The organism is Mesorhizobium sp. 131-3-5 (genome assembly GCF_016756575.1).
Taxonomy (GTDB): Bacteria; Pseudomonadota; Alphaproteobacteria; order Rhizobiales; family Rhizobiaceae; genus Mesorhizobium; species Mesorhizobium jarvisii.
Genome location: NZ_AP023254.1, coordinates 6,567,021 through 6,589,903, shown reverse-complemented (window position 1 = coordinate 6,589,903; position 22,883 = coordinate 6,567,021). Strand labels below are relative to the sequence as shown.

At 63.6% G+C, this 22,883-nt stretch carries 22 protein-coding genes and 1 tRNA gene; 7 read left to right on the top strand and 16 right to left on the bottom strand.

What is annotated here, in order from left to right; translation table 11 throughout:
* Positions 1–114 precede the first annotated feature (114 nt).
* On the bottom strand, positions 115–1,185 hold the full coding sequence (chvE, locus tag JG747_RS32250; protein WP_010913404.1) for a multiple monosaccharide ABC transporter substrate-binding protein: 1,071 nt from the start codon (positions 1,183–1,185) through the stop codon (positions 115–117).
* Positions 1,186–1,497: 312 nt separating this feature from the next.
* Between chvE and JG747_RS32245 the strand changes: the two genes are divergently transcribed.
* Positions 1,498–2,487, top strand: a complete 990-nt coding sequence (locus JG747_RS32245) for a LysR family transcriptional regulator (protein WP_038652073.1) — start codon at positions 1,498–1,500, stop codon at positions 2,485–2,487.
* A gap of 84 nt (positions 2,488–2,571) precedes the next feature.
* On the opposite strand, the gene JG747_RS32240 is transcribed toward JG747_RS32245, so the two are convergent.
* The 9 genes from JG747_RS32240 to JG747_RS32200 all read right to left on the bottom strand — a co-directional run bounded on the left by JG747_RS32240 (position 2,572) and on the right by JG747_RS32200 (position 11,545).
* A complete protein-coding gene (locus JG747_RS32240; protein WP_202360894.1) occupies positions 2,572–3,021 on the bottom strand; it encodes a hypothetical protein in 450 nt (149 codons plus the stop codon).
* 139 nt (positions 3,022–3,160) lie between these two features.
* A tRNA-Gly gene (locus JG747_RS32235) sits at positions 3,161–3,234 on the bottom strand.
* A gap of 97 nt (positions 3,235–3,331) precedes the next feature.
* Positions 3,332–5,218, bottom strand: a complete 1,887-nt coding sequence (locus JG747_RS32230; RefSeq protein WP_202360893.1) for an acyltransferase family protein — start codon at positions 5,216–5,218, stop codon at positions 3,332–3,334.
* A 214-nt stretch (positions 5,219–5,432) separates the two neighbouring features.
* Complete coding sequence (locus JG747_RS32225; protein WP_064984671.1) at positions 5,433–6,926, bottom strand: hypothetical protein; 1,494 nt, start codon at positions 6,924–6,926, stop codon at positions 5,433–5,435.
* A gap of 151 nt (positions 6,927–7,077) precedes the next feature.
* On the bottom strand, positions 7,078–8,103 hold the full coding sequence (locus tag JG747_RS32220; protein ID WP_019863154.1) for a glycosyltransferase family 2 protein: 1,026 nt from the start codon (positions 8,101–8,103) through the stop codon (positions 7,078–7,080).
* 110 nt (positions 8,104–8,213) lie between these two features.
* Complete coding sequence (locus JG747_RS32215) at positions 8,214–9,644, bottom strand: sensor histidine kinase (RefSeq protein WP_202360892.1); 1,431 nt, start codon at positions 9,642–9,644, stop codon at positions 8,214–8,216.
* Positions 9,641–10,315, bottom strand: coding sequence for a response regulator transcription factor (locus JG747_RS32210; protein WP_202360891.1), 675 nt, complete (start codon positions 10,313–10,315; stop codon positions 9,641–9,643). Before JG747_RS32210 ends, JG747_RS32215 begins: the two co-directional genes overlap by 4 nt.
* A gap of 49 nt (positions 10,316–10,364) precedes the next feature.
* Positions 10,365–10,751 (bottom strand): hypothetical protein, encoded by a 387-nt coding sequence (locus tag JG747_RS32205; RefSeq protein ID WP_202360890.1) that lies wholly within the window; start codon positions 10,749–10,751, stop codon positions 10,365–10,367.
* Between the two features lie 176 nt (positions 10,752–10,927).
* On the bottom strand, positions 10,928–11,545 hold the full coding sequence (locus JG747_RS32200; RefSeq protein WP_202360889.1) for an outer membrane protein: 618 nt from the start codon (positions 11,543–11,545) through the stop codon (positions 10,928–10,930).
* Positions 11,546–11,981: 436 nt separating this feature from the next.
* On the opposite strand from JG747_RS32200, the gene JG747_RS32195 reads away from it, so the two are divergent.
* A complete protein-coding gene (locus JG747_RS32195; protein WP_027047739.1) occupies positions 11,982–12,245 on the top strand; it encodes a DUF6460 domain-containing protein in 264 nt (87 codons plus the stop codon).
* A 13-nt stretch (positions 12,246–12,258) separates the two neighbouring features.
* Here JG747_RS32195 and JG747_RS32190 read toward each other — a convergent pair whose 3' ends face one another.
* Positions 12,259–13,161 (bottom strand): histone deacetylase family protein, encoded by a 903-nt coding sequence (locus JG747_RS32190; RefSeq protein ID WP_202360888.1) that lies wholly within the window; start codon positions 13,159–13,161, stop codon positions 12,259–12,261.
* 133 nt (positions 13,162–13,294) lie between these two features.
* Here JG747_RS32190 and JG747_RS32185 point away from each other — a divergent pair, with 133 nt between their 5' ends.
* The gene (locus tag JG747_RS32185) at positions 13,295–14,635 is read left to right on the top strand and encodes an MATE family efflux transporter (RefSeq protein ID WP_202360887.1); all 1,341 of its coding nucleotides are present in this window, start codon (positions 13,295–13,297) and stop codon (positions 14,633–14,635) included.
* Here the strand turns inward: JG747_RS32185 and JG747_RS32180 are convergent.
* Positions 14,628–15,707 (bottom strand): quinone-dependent dihydroorotate dehydrogenase, encoded by a 1,080-nt coding sequence (locus tag JG747_RS32180; protein ID WP_038644482.1) that lies wholly within the window; start codon positions 15,705–15,707, stop codon positions 14,628–14,630. The genes JG747_RS32185 and JG747_RS32180 overlap by 8 nt on opposite strands.
* Positions 15,704–16,054, bottom strand: a complete 351-nt coding sequence (locus JG747_RS32175) for a DUF952 domain-containing protein (RefSeq protein ID WP_202360886.1) — start codon at positions 16,052–16,054, stop codon at positions 15,704–15,706. The genes JG747_RS32180 and JG747_RS32175 overlap by 4 nt, the downstream gene beginning before the upstream one ends.
* A gap of 107 nt (positions 16,055–16,161) precedes the next feature.
* On the opposite strand from JG747_RS32175, the gene JG747_RS32170 reads away from it, so the two are divergent.
* On the top strand, positions 16,162–16,596 hold the full coding sequence (locus tag JG747_RS32170; protein ID WP_027047742.1) for a hypothetical protein: 435 nt from the start codon (positions 16,162–16,164) through the stop codon (positions 16,594–16,596).
* Positions 16,597–16,778: 182 nt separating this feature from the next.
* On the top strand, positions 16,779–17,438 hold the full coding sequence (locus tag JG747_RS32165; protein WP_019863166.1) for a response regulator transcription factor: 660 nt from the start codon (positions 16,779–16,781) through the stop codon (positions 17,436–17,438).
* Positions 17,439–17,455: 17 nt separating this feature from the next.
* Here JG747_RS32165 and JG747_RS32160 read toward each other — a convergent pair whose 3' ends face one another.
* Positions 17,456–18,964 (bottom strand): MFS transporter, encoded by a 1,509-nt coding sequence (locus JG747_RS32160; protein WP_202360885.1) that lies wholly within the window; start codon positions 18,962–18,964, stop codon positions 17,456–17,458.
* Between the two features lie 134 nt (positions 18,965–19,098).
* On the opposite strand from JG747_RS32160, the gene JG747_RS32155 reads away from it, so the two are divergent.
* A complete protein-coding gene (locus JG747_RS32155; RefSeq protein WP_064984680.1) occupies positions 19,099–20,007 on the top strand; it encodes a LysR family transcriptional regulator in 909 nt (302 codons plus the stop codon).
* Positions 20,008–20,049: 42 nt separating this feature from the next.
* On the opposite strand, the gene JG747_RS32150 is transcribed toward JG747_RS32155, so the two are convergent.
* Positions 20,050–21,327 carry an MDR family MFS transporter gene (locus JG747_RS32150; protein WP_244748309.1) on the bottom strand — a complete coding sequence of 426 codons (1,278 nt, stop codon included), beginning with the start codon at positions 21,325–21,327 and terminating at the stop codon, positions 20,050–20,052.
* Positions 21,328–21,470: 143 nt separating this feature from the next.
* On the bottom strand, positions 21,471–22,127 hold the full coding sequence (locus tag JG747_RS32145) for an O-methyltransferase (RefSeq protein WP_202360884.1): 657 nt from the start codon (positions 22,125–22,127) through the stop codon (positions 21,471–21,473).
* Between the two features lie 92 nt (positions 22,128–22,219).
* Between JG747_RS32145 and JG747_RS32140 the strand changes: the two genes are divergently transcribed.
* Entirely contained in the window at positions 22,220–22,855 is a 636-nt protein-coding gene (locus JG747_RS32140) for a TetR family transcriptional regulator (protein ID WP_202360883.1), read from the top strand.
* Positions 22,856–22,883: the final 28 nt, after the last annotated feature.

The window sequence follows — 22,883 nt, the reverse complement described above, 5'->3', positions numbered from 1 at the left end:
AGGCGCTATGCACTTTTCCTGGAATTGCTCTAGGCCGGCAGAAACAATACCGGGGTCGCTTGTGAACGAAAAGGGGCCCTGCGTCGCGCAGGACCCCAGATTTAATAACAGAGATTACTTCAGGTCTTCGGCCTTGATGTAGCCGGAGTCGACGACCAGCTTCTGGTAGTTCGACTTGTCGACCTCATGCGGCGTCAGCAGGATCGAGGGAACGACCTTGACGTCGTTGTTGTAGGTCTTGGTGTCGAGGCCGTCAGGCTTGCCGCCCGACAGCACCTTGTCGACCAGTTCGACGGTCGACTTGGCCAGTTCGCGGGTGTCCTTGAACACGGTCGAATACTGCTCGCCCGAGATGATCAGCTTGACCGAGGCGGTCTCGGCGTCCTGACCGGTCACAACAGGCCAGGGCTGGGCGGCCGTGCCGTAGCCCACGGCGCGCAGCGAGGCGGTGATGCCGCGCGACAGGCCGTCATAGGGCGACAGAACGCCATCGACGCGGCTGCCGTCCGAGTAGTTGGCCGACAGCAGGTTGTCCATGCGCGCCTGGGCGGTGGCGGCGAGCCAGCGCAGCGTGCCGACCTTGTCCATGCCCATCTGGCCGGACTTGATCTTGATCGAGCCGTCGTCGATCAGCGGCTGCAGGACGGAAATCGCACCATTGTAGAAGAAGAAGGCATTGTTGTCGTCGGGCGAGCCGCCGAACAGTTCGACGTTCCACGGCTTGGTGTTCGGGAAGCGCTCCTTGAGACCCTTGACCAGCGAATTCGCCTGGATCACGCCGACGCCGAAATTGTCGAAGGTGGTGTAATAGTCGACATTGGCGGTCTTCTTGATCAGGCGGTCATAGGCGACGACGACGACGCCCGCGTCAGCGGCCTTCTGCAGCGCGTCCGACAGGGTGGTGCCGTCGATCGAGGCGATGATCAGCGCCTTCGGGCCCTTGGTGATTTCGTTTTCCAGCTGGCTGAGCTGGTTGGGGATGTCGTCCTGCGCATACTGCAGGTCGACAGTGTAGCCGAGTGCCTCGAGCTGGGACTTGACGGCGTCGCCGTCATTGATCCAGCGCTGCGAAGTCTTGGTCGGCATCAGCACGCCGACGAGACCCTTGTCGGCCGCGTGCGCCGAATAGGTCATGGCAGCGATGCCAAGCGCCGCGACTGCGGCCAGTGTCTTGATGATTTTCACGTAACTCTCCCTGGTTGATGGACGCAGCACCCCGGGGGTCGCGGGCCGCGCAATCGTGCAGAAGCGCCAAGGCACTGCTGCCGTCATATCGATCTCCGGTATCCTCCCATGGCCCCGAGCCGCTGATTTCAATCGATACGATTTTATCGTTGGCGACCGTTGCGTCTCGGAACACGGTGACGTTGCCGCCCTTTTGCCATAACTGTCAAATGCGATCTTTGATGGTTGCTATACCGCAAGTGGTATATGTTATGACGCGTGACGGGTTGCTGGCAAATGCCGGCGGGCCGCGAGCGGAGGCAGGAAAAAACCATGGCGGCGTTACGGAATCCGGCTGCGGGTTCAAATAGTTACAACGAGACTCCGGGCGATGGCGAAACCCTGCTGCGCAGCGGCCTCAGCCTGCGTCATATGCGCATGATCGTCGCGCTCGACGATCATGGCCGGGTGAGCGCGGCTGCGCAGGTCATGAACATTTCGCAGCCGGCGGCATCGCGCATGATTGCCGAGATGGAGGCGGTGCTCGAGGTCAAGCTGTGCGAGAGGCTGCCGCGCGGCATCACGCTGACGCCCTACGGCAAGGCCTTGGCCAGGCGTGCGCGTTCGATCCTGCTGGAGATGCGCGAGGTCGACCGCGAGATTTCCGAACTCAAGGCGGGCAAGGGCGGTTCCGTGTTTCTCGGTGCCGTGACGGCGCCGGCGATCGAACTGGCGGTGCCGGCGATCCGCGAAATCCGCCGCATCTATCCACGCATCGAGATCACGATGCAGGTCGAGACCTCGAATGTGCTGGCGCGCGAACTGATCGCCTCACGCCATGATTTCATCATTGCGCGCATCCCCGACGATCTCAATCCGCGGCTGTTCGAATCGCGTGTCATCGGTGTCGAGAAAGCCTGCCTGATCGTGCGTCGGGGCCACCCGCTGACCAGGGGCAGCGTGGTGCGGCTGGAAGACACTGCCGCCTATGACTGGGTCTTCCAGTCGGGCGGCTCGCCTTTGCGTCAGGCGATGGAGAGCAATTTCCTCAACCGCAACATCGCGCTGCCGGACCGGATCCTCAACACCAGTTCGCTGCTCCTGACGCTGGTCATGGTCGCGCAGTCCGACGCCATCGCGCCGGTCTCGGTGCAGGTGGCGAAATTCATCCAGAACCCCGACGGGCTCGCCGGCGCCATCGATGTCGTCCAGACCGAATTCGACATCGAGGTCAGGCCCTACAGCCTGATCACGGTCAGGAATCGCGCGCTGTCGCCGGCCGCCAAGATGCTTCACGACTTCATCCTGCGCGAAGTGGGGTGATGGAACAAGAAGTGCAGTCGCGCGTTCAGCCAAATCGGCATGCTCGCTGGAGCCCGTTTTGGGCGAGGGAACGAGGTGCCGATGTCAACAACTCGGGAGGTTTTGATGGAACGTCGGTTGTTTCTCACTGGAATGCTGGGCGTTGCGGGGGCCGTAGCGTTTGCGGGTGTAGTCGGGCCCGGCCGCGCGGTTGCCGGTATTCCTCAGGGCAAGGGAATTCTCGATGAACTGGACAAGCCGGATCCGGCTGTCTTCGAAGGCGATGACGACCTCGAAGTGGAAAAGGTCTCTCACCGTCGTTGGCATCATCGCTACTACGGAGATCGCCATTACGGAGAGAGGCGGCGGCGCCGCGGCTGGAGACGGGTTTGCCGTCGTTACTGGCGCCATGGACGCCGTCATGTGCGTTGCTGGCGCGAGCGGGTGTGGCTCCGCGTCTGGCTGTGATGAACCGTTGACGAAAAGGCCGGCCACCGCGACGTGGCCGGTGTCGTCGCCACGCGGCTGTGCGGGTAAGGTGGCGCCGCGAAACATCGACAACCTCGCCCGGCTTTCTCAAGAAGCAGATGCGCATTGGCTAAGGATAGTTACGCGTGACCAATTCGTGCCGGCTCAGCCATTTCGGCAGGTTCCGGCACCGATCAAATCAGCAGCAAAATCCGGGGCGGCAAGCTGGAGCGGGTAGCGGGAATCGAACCCGCGCGTTCAGCTTGGGAAGCTGACAGGCTACCATTACATCATACCCGCGCGTGCTCTCGTTACCATGAGGTTCGGCCTTCGGGCAATCGCAAAGCGGTTCCTCGAACAAACGCTCTTTCGCCTCCCTCGGCGCTGGCCGCGATTCCTATTTTGCCTTGGCGACCTTGTTGCTGGCGGCAAAGCTTGGCCAGTATTTCGAGATGGCGAGCGTCGCGCCGGCGGACGAGAAATGACCGTAGTCGAAGTAGAGGAACTGCCGGGTGCCGGCGTCGGCATAGGAGCAGCCTGCTGGGTCGCACAGATAGGCCAACGGGTCGATGAAAGTTGCCCCTTTGACGAATGGCAACACCTGCTTGTTGATGTCCGGATCCATGGCCATCGGCCAGGATGTGTTCGCGGCGTGCTCCCGTTTTGCGAAGAACGCGATTTTCTGGACGTCGGCGATGAACTCCGGAGACTGGCCGATGACGTAGACCTTGACGCCCATGTCGCGCAGCCGGTCCACCGTCTTCTGCAGGCCGTCAAAGCCCCTTGCCTGGTAGTCGGTCCATCTGCCGCTCAGGATCACCGCCTGGATGTTGGCATCGCGGATGATCGACAGCGCCCGTTCGTTGAAGCGCGTGCAGGCCGGCCGAGCATAGGAGAAGTAGCTCAGATTGGGCGGGCAGCCGGCATAGGTGTACTGGACGACGTTGGCCTGGATTCTCTGTGCATTGGCCTCCAGCCCCGACACGTAGTGCGCGGCGAAGGAATCGCCCCACAGCAGCACATTGGTGGCAAAGCCATGCGTCCGCGTGCAGTCGGCGAGGTTCCAGTTCTCGATCCGGCTCCCGCCCTCGTTGAAACAGACGCCGTTGCGCCAGTCACCCACCAGGACCCGTTCCGTCGAGAAATCGGGGAACCGCTGCGGAAAACCCTTGCCCAGCGCACCAGCCAAGCCGACGACGCACAACAGGGCGATCGCCGTCGCCGAGAACGCGAAGATGGGCAGGGGGGCAGTGAAGGCCCGCTTCTGGCGGAAGGGCTGCTCGACATATTTCCACGAGAACGTCGCCAGCGCGACGCTGGCCACGATCATCGCCATGATCGTCGGCACGCCGATGGCCTTGAGCGAGAGATAATGGACGAACGAATTGATCGGCCAGTGAACGAGGTAGAGCGAATAGGAGATAAGGCCGATCCACACCAGCGGTGTGAGCCGCAGCACCTGCGTGGCGACAGGGACCGGCCTGTCCGCATGGGGCTGGCCAGCATAGATGAGCAGCGCCGTTCCGATGCAGGGAAACAGGGCATTGTAGCCCGGAAACGGATCGCTTTCCGAAATCGTCAGGAAGCCGAAGGCGATCAGGCCAAAACCGGCCAGCCCGATCAGTTCAGTCAGCGGACGGCTGGCAAGCGCCGGCGGCTTTCTCAGCATGAGCATGGCGCCCAGCGCCAGTTCCCAGATGCGCGTCGGCAAGAGGTAGAAGCCGGCGGTCGGCGCCAGCGTGGTTGCCATGACCGCCAGGGCAAAACTGCCTATGGCAATCGGCAGCAATATCGTCAGCCAGCGCTTCGAGGCGTATCGGTAGATCAGATATACGAGGACCGGCGCGAAGATATAATACTGCTCCTCGACCGAAAGCGACCATGTGTGCAAAAGCGGCCGCAGTTCCGCGTCGATGGAGAAATAGTTGGTCGTTTTCCAGAAATAGATGTTGGACCAGAAGGTCGAGGCCGCGATCACGCTGAGGCTGTACTCATGGAGATCAGACGGCAGGAGGATGAACCAGGCGGCGATACTGGCGAGCAGGATAACGAAGGTCAGCGCCGGCAGGATGCGCCGCGCGCGGCGCCAGTAAAAGCGGCCGATCGAGAACTGGCCGCGCTCGAGATCGTCGAGCAGGCTGCCGCTAATCAGATAGCCCGATATGACGAAGAAGATATCGACACCGGTGAAGCCGCCGGGAATGGCCGATACGCCGAAATGGAAGAGCACGACGGGCAGCACCGCAACGGCCCGCAGGCCATCAATATCGCGCCTGTAGTTCATTCGGCGGGTCCGTACGCCGTGGTCCTTGGCAGCCGTGCGGCGGAACCTGACATGCTCCTCATGCGGCGATGTCCCCGTCGTTCGAAAAATCGTGGCTCGTGGGCTTTACGGACTGTGCTCTGCAACACAAGTTTGCTGCACTGCAACATCCATGTCAAGGCTGACGCCAGACCTTCGAACGCTGACGAAACCGGTTTCGTCCGGACGCTGTAAGTCAGGCGCCGGGGGGCAGGTAGATCACGGCGTCGTCGTCCGCATAGGCTCGCTTCCAGCCCAACTCCGCGAAGAAGGGGATGCGGGTATCGTCTGATGTAAGGAGTGCCCAGCCGATGGCGTATTTCTTCAGTTGGGCCTCGAGCAGTGGTTTTCCGTCGCTGTGTCCCGTCGCGTCCTCGGCTTTCGTGAAGCCGCCGAGGAACAACTGGTCCGTCCTGCCGTCGACATAGGTCTTGATGTCGTGGAAAATCAGCGTGCCGCCGAAATTATAGGAATTCAGCACGTTGCCGGAAAGCTGGTGATCCCGTGCGTATGCGAGGGCGCCGCTGGCCGCCGTCTTCGGGCTCGGCGCAACCTGGTAGGCACTGCCGAGGATGACGACCGCACCGACCAGCAGGACAGCGATTGCGCCGCAGATCGCGTAAAACTGGCTGGCGAAGAGTTTTTCCAGTCCGTCACGCTTTTCCGCCAGCCAGGTCGTGGTCGAGACTGTGGGGTATTGCCGGGCGACCTCGACCGCGATCACCAGGGGGATCAGCAGGAAGGGCAGATATACAAACCGCAGATGGGCGAGATAGACATGCAAGGCGAAGACGATGAACACCGCCTTGGCCCAGCCGATCCGCAGCCTCGATACTAAAAGTCCGAAAAGCGCCAACAGCATCACCGCTTCCTGGAAGACCTGCTCCTGCGCGTTGAACGCCCGCCACTCCAGGATGAGTGGCACCGCCTCGTTGCCATAGGCCACCGTGAACGTCGCCAGGATGGCTTTCATCCCATAGGGATGCATCAGGCTGACCAGCGGACAGAGCAGGCCGAAAGCAACCCATTTTGCCAGGAGGGCGGGTTTCGACAAGCCCGAGCGCGCCAGGAGATCGAGCCCGGCAAAGGCAGCAATGACGAAGCTAAGGGTGAACGTGGCATGAAGGTTGGCCCACAAGACCACAAGCACGAGCAGCCACAAAGGCGGGGCTCTCTCTTCCTGCGCGGCGCGAAACAGCATTGCCGTCCAGACGACGATGATCGGCAAGGTGAAGACGTGTGGACGAGCCGTATAGATCGGGGCGATCAGCAAAGCCGCGGCGAAGGCCAGCGCTATCGCCAGTGTCGGCTTCAGCCATGCGCTGAGGAACCATCCCATCAGGAAGACCGTCAAGCTGACCGTGGCGATGATCAGTGTGACGACGCCATTCCAGCCGCCGGCACGGTAGGCGAGGGCCAGAAAGACCTGCCCCAGCCATTCCTTGGCGATCCAGGGCTGACCGGCGAACGTATAGGAATAGGGGTCGACGACGGGAAACGTCCGGTTGTCCAGAAAGTCCAGCCCGACCTTCACTTGCCACCAACTGTCGGGATCCTGAAGCATCGCGCTGGCAGAGGTGGCAAGCCAATAGGCCACCAGGCAGGCGCAGAGAAGGCAAAGTATCAGCCTGCTGCGTTGCGCGTCCCCGAGCGATGGCGTCGCCGTCGCGATTGCAGCGGCCTGGTTCATGTCACGGCTCCAGGTGACGGTGTCGCCTTCGCGATTGCGATGAGGCCTGCATACATGACGGCGCCAAAGCGCAGCATCCGCGAGACGTCAAACGGAAGAGCCGACCGCATCCTGCCCATGCCGTTCCCCTTGCATCCGCTCGACCTTCGCCTCAGCCACGCGCGGCTCTTTTCGCCATCTCCTGCAGGCGATGGACGGGCAGGTCGCTGTCCTTGGCCGGCTGGTCGCGCGAAACGATTTCGTTAACGAAGTAGAGCGGCCGCCGCTTCGTCTCCATGTACATGCGGCCGAGATACTCGCCGAAAATGCCGAGCACCAGAAGCTGGACGCTGCCCAGGATCAGCATGATCGCGGCAAGGCTCGTCCAGCCGGGCACCACGTTGCCCCTGGACCATTCAAGCAGTGTATAGCCGAGCACGACCAGGCCGAGCAGGCCGAACATCATCCCCAGCATCGAGGCAAACCGCAAAGGCACGATCGAAAAGCTGGTCATCGCGTCGACCGCCAGCAGGATCATCTTCTTCAGCGGATAGTGGGTGGTGCCGGCAAAGCGGCGGTGCCTCTCATAGGGGAAGGCGACCTGCCTGAGCCCGATCCAGCTCACCATGCCGCGAATGAACCTGTAGCGTTCGGGCATCGCATTCAGATGGTCGAGCGCCCGGCGGCTCATCAGCCGGAAGTCTCCGGAGTCCGGTGCGATCTCGACATCGACCATCCGGCCGAGCAGGCGGTAGAACATCGAGGCGGAGGCCAGCTTGAACCAGCCTTCACCGTCGCGCTTCACCCTCTGGCCGTAGACGACATCGAAGCCTTCATCCATCTTCGCCATCATCGCGCCGAGCAATTCGGGCGGATCCTGGAGATCGGCGTCGAGAATGAGGATGCGCTCGCCGCGGCAGAATTCCAGCCCCGCGCTCAAGGCGATCTGGTGGCCGTAATTGCGGGCAAGGTCGATGGCGACGACATGGTCGTCCTTTTCGGCCAGTTCGAAAATGGCCTCGCGGGTGCCGTCGGTCGCCCCGTCGATGACAAGCACGATCTCGTAGGAATGGCTTTGCTCAAGGCATACGGCGCTGACGCGTCGGTGAAGCTCGGCCACGCCGTCACGCTCATTGTAGCATGGCACGACGACCGAAAGCGTGACCGCGCGGCGCGCGCCGATTTTTCCCGTTCCCACCAAAGCCTGGCTCCCGCTCTTGGAATGGCAATAGCGGCAATTGGTTAGAAAACAGATAAGCCAGGGATCGACATGGGGGCTTCGGCCGGCCGAGACGATGGCTCGGCACGTCACGAACGCGCCGGCAACTCCATGCGGATGCGGGCGCCGCGCCAGGAGCCCGTCAGGATGCGGATCGTCCCGTCATGCAGCAGCGCGATCTGCCGGGCGAGGTTCAGTCCCAGCCCCGCGCCGCGCGACTGCGGCTGCAAGCGATAGAAGGGCTCGAAGACGTTCTCGCGCTCTTCCGCGGGAATGCCCGGCCCTTCGTCGCGCACCTCGATGCCACCGGCCTCGTCGATGGCGATCGTGATCGTGCCGCTGCCGCCGCCATGCTCGATCGCGTTGCGCACGAGGTTGGCGAGCGCCCGGTCGATCTGCAGGACATTGATTTCTACTCGGGCCTTGTTTGGCGACGGCTCGAAGGCAAGGTCATAGCCAGCCTCGATGGCCAGCGGTGCGAAGTCGGCCGCCACCCGGCTGACGAGATCGTCGAGATCGACGATCTGGCGCTGGTCCGACGAGCGGTCGAGCAACTGATGGTCGAGCAGTTGCTGGGCAAGATGCGACAGGCGTTCGATATCTTGCAGCAGCCGGGCGCTCTGTGGCTCCTGCTTCAGCAATTCAGCGCGTGTGCGCAGGATGGCGATCGGCGTGCGCAGTTCATGCGCCGCGTCGGTGAGGAAGCGGTTGTGGCGGTCATAGCCGTGGGCGAGGCGGGCAAGCGCCTCGTTGAAGGCATGCACGAGCGGCGCGATTTCCTGCGGCACCTGCTTGACCGGCAGTTGCATGGCGCGGGTGCCGATGTCGATGCGCGCTGCCTGGCGGACCGTTTCGACAAGGCCGGCGAAGGAACGGCGCACCACGGCTGGCGTCGTCACCAGCGTCGTCGCGCCCATGACGAGGATTATGGGCAAAAGCAGGATCGCGATGACGAGCGCGAGGGCCGGCAGGGCGCGCTCCCAATTCCTGCTGCCGTCTGGATTGCGGGCGACTTCGACAGTGGCCGAAATGTTGATCTCGAGGCCGTCTGTCTGTTGGCGCGACGACTGCGTCGCGGCGACGATCTGCACCGTGCCGGCCTTGGTCGACGCGTTTTCGATAAAGGCTTCCGGCCGCATGTCCTTGTCGGAGAATCCGATCGTGGCGTGATCGGCCCCATCAAGCAGCTCGCCGAAGCCTTTGGTGTAGATGTCGGGTATGTTGCCGGCACGGATGCTCCCGCCGCTGCCGTCGCGAACGATGTACCAGACATTGGGGAAGCTCTCGCGAAACGCGGTGAGTTCTTCCGTTTCACGCACGATCAGCCTGCCGTCCTTGTCCCGGTCGACCGCATCCTTGACGGCCGCGACGGCGGCCTCATTGTCGATCAGCAGGCGCGGGTTGGCGATCCAAAGGGCTGCCGCGCAAAGCACGATGAAGATGAGCAGCGTCGCCGCCTGCAGCAGGATCAGCCGCCGGACCAGGATCCATTGCAGCGAGCCGGTACGGACCTTCTTCACGAGACCGCCCGCAGGAGATAGCCGAGGTTGCGGATCGCCCGGATCTCGATGCCGGCGGCGACATCGTCGAGCTTGCGGCGCAGCCGCGAAATATGCGCATCGAGCGCATTGGAGCCGATCTCGTCGTCGAACGCGTAGACGGCCTCTTCCAGCGCGCTGCGCATGATGGTCCGGCCCGGCCGGCGGAGCAGCGTTTCAAGCACCAGCCTCTCGCGCCGCGGCAGATCGAGCGCCTGGTCCTCGATCAGCGCCTCGCGATGGCGGAAATCATAGGTGAGGCGGCCGACCATCGTCTGGTTGGCGCGCGAGGTGAACGAGCGCCGGTGCAAGGCATGAAGCCGTGCGACGAGTTCCACCGTGGCGAAGGGCTTGACCATGTAATCGTCGGCGCCGGCATCGAGCCCGGCGACCCGGTCGTCCAACCCGCTCATCGCCGTCAGTGCGATGACAGGCACATCCAGATGCAAGGCACGCAGGCGCGGTATGAGGCTGAGACCGTCGCCATCCGGCAGCCGGCGGTCCAGCACCACCGCGTCGTGAAAGCCCAGGCGGGCCATCGCCTCGGCATCGGCCAATGTCGCGGCATGGTCGACGATGATGTCCACACGCTCGAGCGCGGCCTTCAGCACGGAGGCCATTTCCGGTTCGTCCTCGATCAACAGGACGCGCATGAATAGTCTCCTTTATCCGCGGCCGGTCCGGGTCTGCGGCCGCGGCAATTCATTCGCATTCCAGCTTTGGCTGGCGGAAGTTGGTGATGAACCAGCGGCCGCCGGAAGCGCGGGCATAGAATGTGTAGAAGCATTCCTGACGCTCGATATAGCCGGGCGTCTCGGTCTCTTCATAGACGGTTCCGTGCTTTGTCTCGCGAACCTCGCCGCTCGATGTTCCGGAAACCGCTGACGTCGACACCTTGCGCCACTGATAGGCGCGCTCACCCTGGCCAAGATCGACGATCGCCGTGGGCGGACCACAATCAAGGACGACCGATTCGACCGGCTGCCCGACATAGTTCTTCATGATGTCGGAGGCACAGCCTGCGAGCGCGATTGCGATGAAGAAGACCTTCGGGGCCTGTGTCAGGAGGCTGGCGCCATGCGTGGACATATCGGAACAGATTCCCATGGTGAAAATTCACGCACGGACCTAGATCGCGAAGATTGCATCGACATTGCAGCGACGCGTGGGAAGGGCGCCATTGCGGAAAAAGCCGCTGTGCGGTGGATATCGAGACACCGGATTGCGCGATGCCCAGCGGCATCGTGCAATCCGGTTCGCCCGTACTAGAACCGGTAGTTGATGCCGGCCTTCAGTTCATGACTGCCGATCGTCGTCTTCGACGTGCCAAGAGCCGATGTCGTCTCGACGCCGGGGGTGCGGACATAGTCGTACTCGACCTTGGCGGACAGCCCGCCGGCGAAGCCCTGCTCGATGCCGGCGCCCAGGAGGTAGCCGACCTTCCATCCGTCGGTGCTGCTGACGTTGTCGCCCTTGTCGAACTTGGTCAGGGCCACACCGCCGGTGCCAAACAGCAGTGTCTGGTCGAAGCTCAATCCAGCCTTGGCCTTGGCGGCACCGCGCCATTTCTCCTTGATCTTGCCGCCCTGGACGTCGTGTTCGCCGCCGCCCAGATAGGAGCCTTCGATCTCGGCGCCGAGAACCGTGGGACCCATCTGCTGGTTGTAGCCGGCCTGGACGCCGCCGCTGAAGCCATTGCGGCCTGCAAACGGGTTTGGCATCCCGGTGAACGCCGTGCCGCCATGGACGCCGACATAGGCGCCGCTCCACTGGAAGGCGGGCGGGTCGTTGTAGGTGGGTGAAAGGTCGGCGGCCATCGCCGGCCCGAGAAGGCAAAAGGCGAGGCCAGCCGCCGTCAGGACGATCTTTACTCGAGAGGACACAGCATTACTCCAACACAAACGCGCATCCAGCAATCGACACGCAGGTTAACTCCCGAGGAGCTTGGCCGTTAGGGCGGTCAGGCTCCGGTTTGGTGTCTTTCAGGGGTGGCTGCACGGTCCTGAGACTGGCGTTCGCCAGCTGTGGTAGGGGGGCGGAGCGCCGCGCAACCAGTCACCTGAAAGACGCCGACTGTCTCGCAAGTGAAAATTGCACGCACATTGCGCGAAATCGAAAAATGACGATTTTGTGCTTTATTTTCAAAAAATTAAATTGATCTTGTTTACCTGTATTTAAGAATTGCAAGCCGTCTGAGGCGCGGCGTCTCGATCACCTGTTCCAGGCTTCCCCGGGCACAACCGCGCTTGATGGATGGCCGCCAAGCACGTATCTCTGGGCCATGCCTGTGAGTCCGGGCATCTCAATCGGGAGACGACCTTGTCCGCACTGACGCGCTTTCTCGGCGACTCGCCGCTCAGGGTGATCCTGAAGCTGCTGGTGGTGTCGTTCCTCGTCGGCCTTGTCATGAATGCCTTCGGCTGGTCGCCGATGGATGTCTTCTACGGCATCCAGAAGTTCTTCATCGACCTCTGGAACCTGGGCTTCCACGCCATTGACCGCTTCCTCGGCTACATCCTGCTTGGTGCGGCGATCGTCGTGCCGGCTTTCATCCTGCTCAGGATCGCCAACTATCGGAAATGACTTCTAGAGCAATCTAGGCGCAGGCCGAGGCAACCTCGAACAGGATGGCGTGCCGAGCGGCAAGGGCCGGCACATCAGTGGAATAGCCGCCGCCGATGACGCCGCAGACCGGAATGCCGAGCGCACGAAAATGGCCGATGACCATCTCGTCGCGGGCGCGCAGGCCGTCATCGGAAAGCGCCAGCCTGCCAAGCCGGTCCTCGGCGTGGACGTCGACGCCGGCATTGTAGAAAACGATGTCCCAGCGCGCCCGGGCCGACAGCTCCGGCAGGATCGTGGCCAGCCTCCGGAGATAGCCGGCATCGCCCGTGCCGTCGGGAAGCGCGATGTCGAGATCGGAGGCGATCTTGCGCACGGGATAGTTGCGCTCGCCATGCATGGAGAAGGTGAACACGCCTGGCTCGTCTCCCAGAATGTCCGCGGTGCCATCGCCCTGATGCACGTCGAGATCGACGACCAGGATGTTTTGCGCGGCACCCTCGCCGAGCAGCACCAGCGAGGCGACGGCAACGTCGTTGAAGGTGCAGAAGCCGGCGCCTTGCGCGCGCCGCGCATGATGGCTGCCGCCCGCGGTGTTGCAGGCGATGCCATGGCGCAAGGCGAGCCGCGCCGCCAGCATCGTGCCGCCGGTGGCAAGCTGCGCGCGCAGCGAAACGCGGGGGCCGACCGGAAAGCCGATCTCGCGTTCGATTTTTTCCGGCACCGAAGAGCTGATGACCTGGTCGACATAGTCGGCGGTATGGGCAAGCTTCAACCATGATGCAGGCGCCGGCTCAGCCGTGTTGAGCGCGTCAGGCCTGGCCAGGCCGCGTGCGCGCAAAGCCTCCATCAGCAGCGGGTACTTGCTCATCGGGAAGCGATGGTTGGTGGCAAAGCCGGCGTCGTAGTCGGGGTGGTGGACGATCTGCAGGGGCATGAACAGAATCCGGCGGCTTCGCGCCAGACCGGGATTTCGGTTGGCCATCGCGGGACGAATGATTGCGCGGTGGCCGGAAAATGGGGCACATCGGCTCTTCGATCAAGCCGCAAATCAGCAAGGCAGCAATCCCTTGGACAAGGGTGCAACTCCAGTCGACGCCAGATCTTTTGTCGTCACCAACCGTTCCGTGCTCGCCATAGCGGTGCCAATGACGCTCGCCTATTCGACCACGCCGATGCTCGGCCTGGTCGACACAGCTGTTGTCGGCCAGTTCGGCGACGCGGCTCTTCTCGGCGGCCTTGCGGCGGGCGCGCTCGTTTTCGACGTCGTCTTCACCAGCTTCAATTTCCTGCGTTCTGGCACCACCGGCCTCGTTGCCCAGGCTTTCGGGCGTGGCGACGCGCTGGAGGAACAGGCGGTGTTCTGGCGCGCCGTGCTGATCGCGGTCGTTGCCGGCATCGTGCTGGCGGCGCTTTCGCCGCTGATCGCCATCGCAGGCCAATGGTTCATGGGCGCCGAACCGCGCGTCAGCGAGGCGATGGGCGTCTACATCAGGATCAGGCTGCTTGCCGCACCGTTCTCGCTGATCAACTACGCCATTCTCGGCTATGTGTTGGGGCGTGGCGAGGGCGGGCTCGGCCTTGTGCTGCAACTGGTGCTCAACGGCGTCAACATCGCGCTCTGCTTCCTGCTTGGCCTGGAGCTTGGCTGGGGCGTTGCCGGCGTCGCCTGGGCGACCGTCACGGGCGAATTCCTGGCCATGCTGCTGGGCCTCGCCATCGTGGTCCGCCGCTTCCGCGCGACCTCGCCCTTGCCGCGCCATCGGCTGCTCGACATGGCCGCCTTCCTGCGCATGCTGTCGCTCAACCGCGATATCATGATCCGCTCGTTCTCGCTGCTTGCCGCCTTCGCACTGTTCACCCGCCAGGGCGCGCAGTTCGGCACGGTGACGTTGGCCGCCAACGCGGTGTTGATGAACTTCTTCCTTGTCGCCGGCTATTTCCTCGACGGATTTGCCACCGCGGCCGAGCAGCTCGCGGGCCGCGCCGTCGGCGCGCGCGCCGAACAGCCCTTCCGGCAGGCGGTGCGGCTGACCCTGTTCTGGGGGTTAGGGCTGGCCGGCGCCGCGACCCTGGTGCTGCTGTCGGCAGGCGCCAATCTGGTCGCCATCGTCACAACCTCGCAGGAGGTGCGCTCCGTGGCCGACATCTATTTGCCCTGGGCGGCGTTCACCGCGCTGAGCGGCGTGCTGGCGTTCCAGATGGATGGCGTCTTCATCGGCGCAACCTGGTCGCGCGACATGCGCAACATGATGTTGCTGTCGTTCCTGGTCTTTGCCGTCGCGCTGCTGACGCTGGCGCCTGCCTTCGGCAATCATGGCCTGTGGGCGGCGCTGCACGTTTTCCTGCTGGCGCGCGGTTTCAGCCTGCTGACCATTTTGCGGCTGCGGGTGCGGACGGCGTTCAGCTGAGCGGCTTGGACGCCCACCGATCGAGGTGGCTGTCGCGCAATTCGCCAATGGACTTCAACCGCTCCGCCTCGCAAAAGCGTGCCATGCCGGCGACGATACGGCCCGGCAGCGCGGGTCCGGCATAGATCATGCCGGTGTAGAGCTGCACCAGATCGGCTCCGGCGCGGATTTTCTCCAGCGTGGTCTCGGCGGAATCGACGCCGCCGACCCCGATGATGGCGATGCCCGGCCCGAGCAGCTTGCGCATCTTCGCCAGCACGGTGGTCGAGCGTTCGAACAGCGGTTTTCCCGAAAGCCCGCCGGTTTCGCGTGCGACGTCGCCGCTGCGCAGCGGCGGCCGCGAAATGGTGGTGTTGGAGACGATGATGCCGTCGATCCGTTTTTCAATAACCTCGGCGGCGATATCCTCCAGCTCGGCCTCGACCAGATCCGGCGCGATCTTGAGGAAAATGGGCGGCTGGGCTGCGGCTGACGCACGCGCGGCCATGACACGCGACAAGAGTTCGCCGAGCTGCTCGCGTGCTTGCATGTTGCGCAGGCCGGGCGTGTTGGGCGAGGAGATGTTGACCGTGAGGTAGCTGGCATAGGGGGCAAAGCGGGTGACGCCGCGCTCATAGTCGCCGATGCGATCGGCGCTGTCCTTGTTGGCGCCGATGTTGACGCCGACAATGCCGGAACGTCCCTTGCGCGCGGCAAGGCGTCTTTCAGCCGCCGCATGACCTTCATTGTTGAAGCCCAGCCGGTTGATCACGGCTTCATCCGCCGTCAGCCGGAAGATGCGCGGCTTCGGATTGCCGGCCTGCGACAGCGGCGTGACGGTGCCGACCTCGGCAAAGCCGAAGCCAAGGCCAAGCAGTGCGTCGGGCACCTCGGCATTCTTGTCGTATCCGGCCGCCATGCCGAGCGGGTTGGGGAAATCGAGGCCGCAAAGGCTGACCTTCAGCCTGATGTCGCGCACCGTCCGCACGCCGGCCGGCAGGCCGCAGCGCAGCGCTGCGATCGACAGGCCGTGCGCGGTTTCAGGATCGAAGGTGAACAGCAGTTTCTGGCCGAGCCGGTCGAGCACGCTCATTGCCCCTCCAAAGGCGGGAATTGATGCGTACCGTCGGCACCGAGCGGCAGCGGCCGCACCCATTTGACGGTATCCAGCTCCAGCACACCGTAAAGATGCGGAAACAGCGCGCCGCCGCGTGAAACCTCGTATTTCAGGGCGTCGCCCAGGCTGACTTCGTCGACGGCGACCAGCAGAAGGTCTGTCTGGCCGGAAAAATGCCTTGCCGCGGTTTCCCGGACGTGCGCCGCCGTGGAGAAATGTATGAAGCCGTCGGCGACGTCGATCGGCGCGCCGGTGAAGCGGCCACTGGCTTCGGCCTCGCGCCAAAGCGCTTGCGGGGTTATCTTGTAGATAAACTGAGACATGGTTGCGCTATAGTCCGAACCAGTCGTGCGGGGAAGACCACGCCAAAGGTCTTCGCCATTTCCGGCGCAAACATGCGATATTTCAAGCCTTGGCCATGGAGGACAACATGCGTCTGCAACACATCTTGATCCCCGCCGCGCTGGTTTCACTGGTCGCGGTATCTGCTTATTCGGAAGAGACCGACCGCTACCGGCTGGAAAAATCCGCCAACGGCTATGTCCGCATGGACACGCAGACCGGTGCGATGTCGATCTGCGAGGAACGCTCGGGTCAGCTCGTCTGCAAGGTGGCGGCCGACGAACGCGCCGCGTTCCAGGACGAAATCGACCGCCTGCAGACCTCGATGAAGGCAATGGACGAGCGCGTCACCAAGCTCGAGAATTCGCTCTCCGCCCGTCTCGAATCGAAACTGCCGAGCGAGGAGGATTTCAACAAGACGATGAGCTATATGGAGCGCTTCCTGCGCGGCTTCATGGGCATCGTCAAGGATATGGACAAGGACAATGGCGGCGGCGCCCAGCTCAACTCGCAGAAGACCTGAGCTTCCGGCAGCGCCGCGCGTCCTTTTGGACGCGCAAAGGACGCTGTAGCACTTTGATCTTGCGAAGTAGGGAAAACGCGGCGCGCTGGTTTTGCCGCTTGAAAACAGCGCGCTGCCCCTCATAATCGTCCGACTGGTCCCGAAAAGCTTAAAAATCATCGACGGGATTCGGGGAGGAACATTTGCCGTCAGGCTATTCTTTCGTCATCGCCGACGATCACCCGCTGTTTCGCGGCGCGCTGCGCGAGGCGCTTGCCGGCATCGGCAATGTCGCCGCCATCCACGAGGCCGGCGATTTCGAAAGCGCCAAGGCATTGGTCGTGGCCAATGAGGATGTCGATCTGGTGCTGCTCGATTTGTCGATGCCGGGCGCCAGCGGCCTCTCCGGCCTGGTCTCGCTGCGCGGCATTCATCCTGCGGTACCGCTGATCGTGGTCTCGGCGCATGACGATCCGGCGACCATCAGGCGGGCGCTCGATCTCGGCGCATCCGGCTTCATCTCCAAATCGGCCAGCATGGAGGAGATCCGCAACGCCGTGCAATCGGTGCTGGCCGGCGACATCGCCGCGCCCGTCGGCGTCGATCTCGGTGTCGAGCGCGATCCCGAAATATCGGACCTGATCAAGCGGCTGCAGGCGCTGACGCCGCAGCAGACCCGCGTGCTCGGCATGCTGGCCGAAGGCTTGCTCAACAAGCAGATCGCCTATGAGCTCGGCGTTTCCGAGGCGACCATCAAGGCGCATGTCTCGGCCATCCTGCAGAAGCTCGGCGTCGACAGCCGCACCCAGGCGGTGATCCTTCTGTCCAAGATCGGCACCGACCCGTTGCAGACCAACAGCTGAGCGTCTGCGTCGCCCGTTCAATCGGGACACTGAACCTCCGTCCGCACAGGTCGGGCGTTGAAGCTCACGAAGCTGATGGCGGCCATGATCCAGACGCCGATGCCGCCATAGAGCATCACCCAGCCAAAGCCGTTGCGCAGTGCATTGTGGACAACGGAATCGGCAAGACCGGGGTTGGGATTTCCGGCAGCGATCCCGTCGGCGAAGTGACGCAGCTGGCTGGGGTCGAGGTCGGGCAGTGCTGTGCTCAGATGCGCCAGCACGCCGCTTGCCAGGATGAAGCCCATCACCGCTATGTTCACCGCCAGCGAAACCATGCGGGCGCTCATGTCGATGCCCGAGGCCATGCCCGCCCGGTCGCTCGAAACGGAGCCCGTCGTGGTGTTGGTGACGGGCGTGTTGGTGATGCCAAGACCGGCTCCGGCGATCAGGCAGCCGGGCAACATCGTCAACCAGTCAGGCCGCGCGGCGGCGCTGCCGAACTTCATCAGGAAGAAACCGACGCCGATGAGGGCAAGCCCGGCCGGAATGATGATGCCGGGCTGGTAGCGCAGCGAAAGCCGCTCCGCCAGGGGCGGCATGACGAGCGTCGGCAGCGTGTAGGCAAGCAAGGCAAGACCGGTCGAGACGCTGTCATAGCCCAGTCCGGCATGAAACCAGATCGGCAGGTAGATCATGAACGGCCAATAGGAGAGGTTCATCGCCGCCGAACCGACGATGGCGCCCGAAAAGGGCCGGATCCGGAAGACCGAGAAGTCGAACATCGGCCGCTTGCTGACCCGCTCGGCGATGAAGAAGGCGATGAAGCTCGCGATCGAGAGGCCGAGGATCGTCAGCGCGGCCGGACTGGCGAAGCCGAGATCCGGTCCCTGCGTGATGTAGAAGACCAGGCAGAAGACCGACGGCGACAGCGTCACGATGCCCGCAAGGTCGAGCTTGCCCGCCTCCGGATCCTTCGATTCGTGGACGCCGGTCCAGGCCAGCACGAACGCCACGGCCGTTGCCGGCACGTGGATGAGGAACACCCATTCCCAGTTCGAGACCGCGACGATGCCACCGCCGATGATGGGTCCGAAGCCGAGGCCGACACCGAAGATCACGCCCCACCAGCCCCAGGCGACGGCGCGCTCGCGCCCTTCCCTGAATTCGTGCGACAGCACCGCGAGTTGGCAGATCAGCATCGCGCCGCCGCTCAAACCCTGCAGGAACCTGGCGACGATCAAGGTCGATACATCGTCCGCCAGGCCGCAGATCAGCGACGTCAGGCCGAAGGCGGCGATGGAGACCAGGAAGACGCGCTTGCGTCCGTAGCGGTCCGCGATGGTGCCGACCGCCATCAGCACGGTGGTGACCGCGATCGTGTAAGCGTTCATCACCCATTGCAATTGCCTGAAGTCGGCATGCAGCTCTTGCTCCAATGTCGGCAGGATGGTGGGAATGCTCGAAATCTCCAGCCCGAACATCAGGCACGCCAGGCATGCGGCGGACAGAACGACGATGCCTCGACGGGTCAGGGCAGTGGGCATGATCAAACCTTTCGACTTCTTGGGCAGGACGAACCGGTATGACGGCCGCCACGCCAAGCCAGACTAGGGCAGGCTTGATCATTTTAGAATTGCATGGTTGGCTATTTCAGAGACAACAAAGCGAGATAACTGATATGACGCTGGACGTAGATGCGGTGAAAGCTTTCGTCGCCGTCGCCGAGTTGCGCAGTTTTACGCGCGCGGCCGAGGCGCTTGGCAGCACGCAAGGCGCAATCAGCGTCAAGCTGAAGCGGTTGGAGGATCGGGTGGGGCAGAAGCTGATCGAGCGGACGCCGCGACTGGTGCGCCTTTCAGCGCGTGGTGCGGTGTTCCTCGAACCGGCGCGCGAGCTGCTCGCCGCGCACGACCGTGCCGTCGCCAGTCTCGCTGCTGTTCGCCGCCATTTTCGGCTGGGCATTGCCACCCATGTCGGCGGTGCCGAAGTGCCGACCTTGCTGGCACGCCTCAATGCGCATGATCCGGCCTTGACCATTGAGGTGCGGCTCGACGATACACGCGAGTTGATTGCTGCGTTCGATCGCGGCGAGCTCGATGCCGCGATCGTCCGGCGCGAGGACGACCGCCGCGATGGTGAGGTGCTGGCGCCCGAACATTTCGGCTGGTACGCCACGCCGGATTTCGTCTACCGCGCCGGCGAGCCACTGCGGCTGGCCGCCTCCGCCCCATCCTGCAGCATCCGCGACGTCATCACCGGCACGCTCGATGCGGTTGGAATACCGTGGACGCAGGTTTTCCTCGGCTGCGGATCCTTCGCCGTTGCCGAGGCCGTTTCCGCCGGCCTCGCAGCCGGGGCCTTCTCGTCTCGCCTGGTTCCGCCCGGCACCATCGAGGTCAGCCGCAAATTCGGCCTGCCGCCGTTGCCGGCGTCGGAGATCATGCTTTTGTCCACGCTCTCGGACGCTCAATCGCGTGATGCGTTGCGCACCCTTGCCATGGCGTTTCGCGAGCATCGTCCGTCCGCGGCGGCCAACGGCGCGAGGCCCCGGTTCCGCAGTTCGCAGATGGTCGACAACCCCGTCTGAGGTTTCCGACCCGTGTCTGCGCGATGATGTCGAACGACTATCTCAGCGATAGTTTTCGACGGCTGAGCCCAGTTGCGGCGTGGCATCATCCTCGGTCGGCCGCGAAGGGCGCCGCGCACGGCCTATCGCGGCGCCAAGGCCGAGCGATGCGATCGCCACCAGCGGGATGCCGGCGATCCAGGGCAGGCGTGGCGCCAGCGCGTAGAGCGCCGTGCCGATCGATGGCCCAAGCGAGTCCTTGAGGTCGACCGCCACCGACGAGGCCGCCATGTAGGAGGCGCGTCGCGCGGGCGGCGCCAACGCATTGACGGCGGTCGGCACCAATGGCCCGACCAGCATCTGCGCGATCGAGCACAGGCTGACGGCTCCAATCAGCGTCAGCATCGCCGGCGAGGCGGCGAGCAGTGCAAAGGCGAGGATCGTCGCCAGGCCGGCACCGACCGTCAACCAGAGAGCGGATCGTACCTCGACCAGGCGGATGACCAGCATCTGCAGGCCGACCGTCAGCGCGGCGGCATAGGCGAACAGCGCGCCGACGCCAGATGGCGTCAGCGTCCCGGCATCCTGCGCATAGAGCGGGACCACCGCCTCGATCCAGTTGCCGGCGACCTCGAACACCACGATCCAGAGCAGCAGCTTCGCCAGCCGGCCGTCGCGGAACGCCGGCAGCAGCGCCGACAGCCCTTCCTCTTCATCGTCCCCACCGTCGAGGCGATCGTCGCCGGCGGCGTGGCCGATGCCGCTCGTCTCGTTCAGGGCGAAGAACATCACGATCCCGCCCAGCACAAGTATCGTACCGCCGGCGAGGAAAACGCTGCGTAGCGATACGAGCGCAAGCAGGGCGCCGCAGGCCGGCCCGAGAATCTGCCCGGCGCTTGAACTCACGCGCGCCAGGCTGAACCAGCGCGGATGGGCGGATGGCGGGGTCACGTCGGCGATCGCGGTCAAGATCGTTGGATGAAGCACCGATTCGCACATGCCGGTCGCAAGCAGAACGATCGCGGTAACGGCGACGCCGTGCACAAAGAACAGGGCCAGGAAGCCGGCGCCGACGCCGAGCGAGGATGCAATCAGCACCGGCCGCCGGCCGACGCGGTCGGCTATGCCGCCGATCAGCGGCGCCGCCAGCAGCTCGCCGCCTGCATAGCAGCCGAACAGCAGGCCGATCGCGCCGACGGGAATGCCCGCCTCGCTGCTCGCCCAGAGCGGAAAGAAAGGCATCAGCGCACCATCGGCGAAACCGGCGCAGAAGAACAGCAGAAGCCCCAACAGGGCTGGGCGTGGGGCTGCGCGCCAGGAGGAAGGAAGCATGTTGATCATGACGTCACCTGCGCATGGTGGCCTGACTTTGGTCGACGGCCCGGGGGTTTGCGCGTTGATTGACGTGAACGCCTACGGTCGCCCTGGAGCGACAGGGAGGTTTGAGCCGCGTGGTAGGATCCCAGACGGCGATGGGGCCGGCTTCAGCCGAGCCGCACCGACAGTTCGACGTCCTCGCCGAACGGCGTGGACATGTAGCCCGATGCCGGCGAGCGCACCCGTTCCAGATATTCAGGCGAGAAATCGGCATTGTCGGCGATGACCAGCGCGCCTGGCCGCAAGCGGCTCTCGGCCAGGCTGAGGATCTCCGGATAGATCGCCTTGGCGCCGTCGAGCAGCAAGAGGTCGATCGTTTCGGGCAGGTCGGCGCTCAGCGTTTCAAGCGCGTCGCCTTCGCGGATCTCAACCAGGTCGATGAGGCCGCCCTCGGCCAGATTGGCCTTGGCCCGCATCGCCTTGGACGGCTCGAATTCGGTGGTGATCAGGCGACCGCCGCCATTGTCGCGCAGCGCCGCGGCAAGATAGAGCGTCGAGATGCAGAACGAGGTGCCGAATTCGATGATGATGCGCGCCCCGCTGCTGCGCGCCAGCATGTAGAGCAGCGTGCCGGTCTCCGGCGAGATCGCCAGCCAGAGGTCCTTCAACCGTCCGTAGAAATCGAGATATTCGGTCTTGCTGTTGAGCAGGCGCGCCCGTTCCTCGTGCGAGAGTGCGGCCACCGCCGGACTGGTCGCGGCATTGGCTTCTTCGAACAGGCGGGCGAGCAGCGGGGCCAGCGGGGCATTGGTCAGCGTCGTCATGAAAGTCTCCGGTCGAATGGCTGCGTGCTTGTGTTGTGCCGAAAAATACGAATAATCCTTCAGGTTTCCAATTCGCATTGCCGAGCCGCGACATGACCGGACGCCCAAGCCCTTCGATTTCCTCACGAAAACAGCCCAAACAGGCTCGTGCCACGGACCTTGTCGCGGCGATTTTGCAAGCTGCTGTTCAGGTTTTGGAGAAGGAAGGCGCGCAGCGTTTCACCACCACGCGCGTGGCCGAAAAGGCAGGGGTCAGCGTTGGCTCGCTCTATCAGTATTTCCCCAACAAGGCGGCGCTTCTGTTCCGGCTGCAGAGCGACGAATGGCAGCAAACGACCGACTTGCTGTGCCGTATTCTCCAGGAGGTCGAGCAGCCTCCCCTCGAACGGTTGCGCGTCCTGGTTCATGCCTTTGTCCGCTCGGAATGTGAAGAAGCGGCAGTGCGTGGCGCGCTCGACGACGCGGCACCGCTTTATCGGGACGCGCCCGAGGCGCAAGCGGCGAGGGCTTCGGCGCAGCGAACGGTCGAGATATTCATGCAGGAGACACTACCAGAGGCCCCGGATGCCACCCGAGCCTTGGCCGGCGACCTGGTCATAACGATGCTCAGTGCGGCGGGACGGGAATTTTCCGCAAGTCCGCGAATGCCGGCGGAGATCGAGACCTATTCCGATGCGATAGCCGATATGTTCTGCGCCTACCTCAGGAGCCTGGGGCACAGGGCTTGAGATAGCCAGCCGTGGCCGGCCGGCCCGT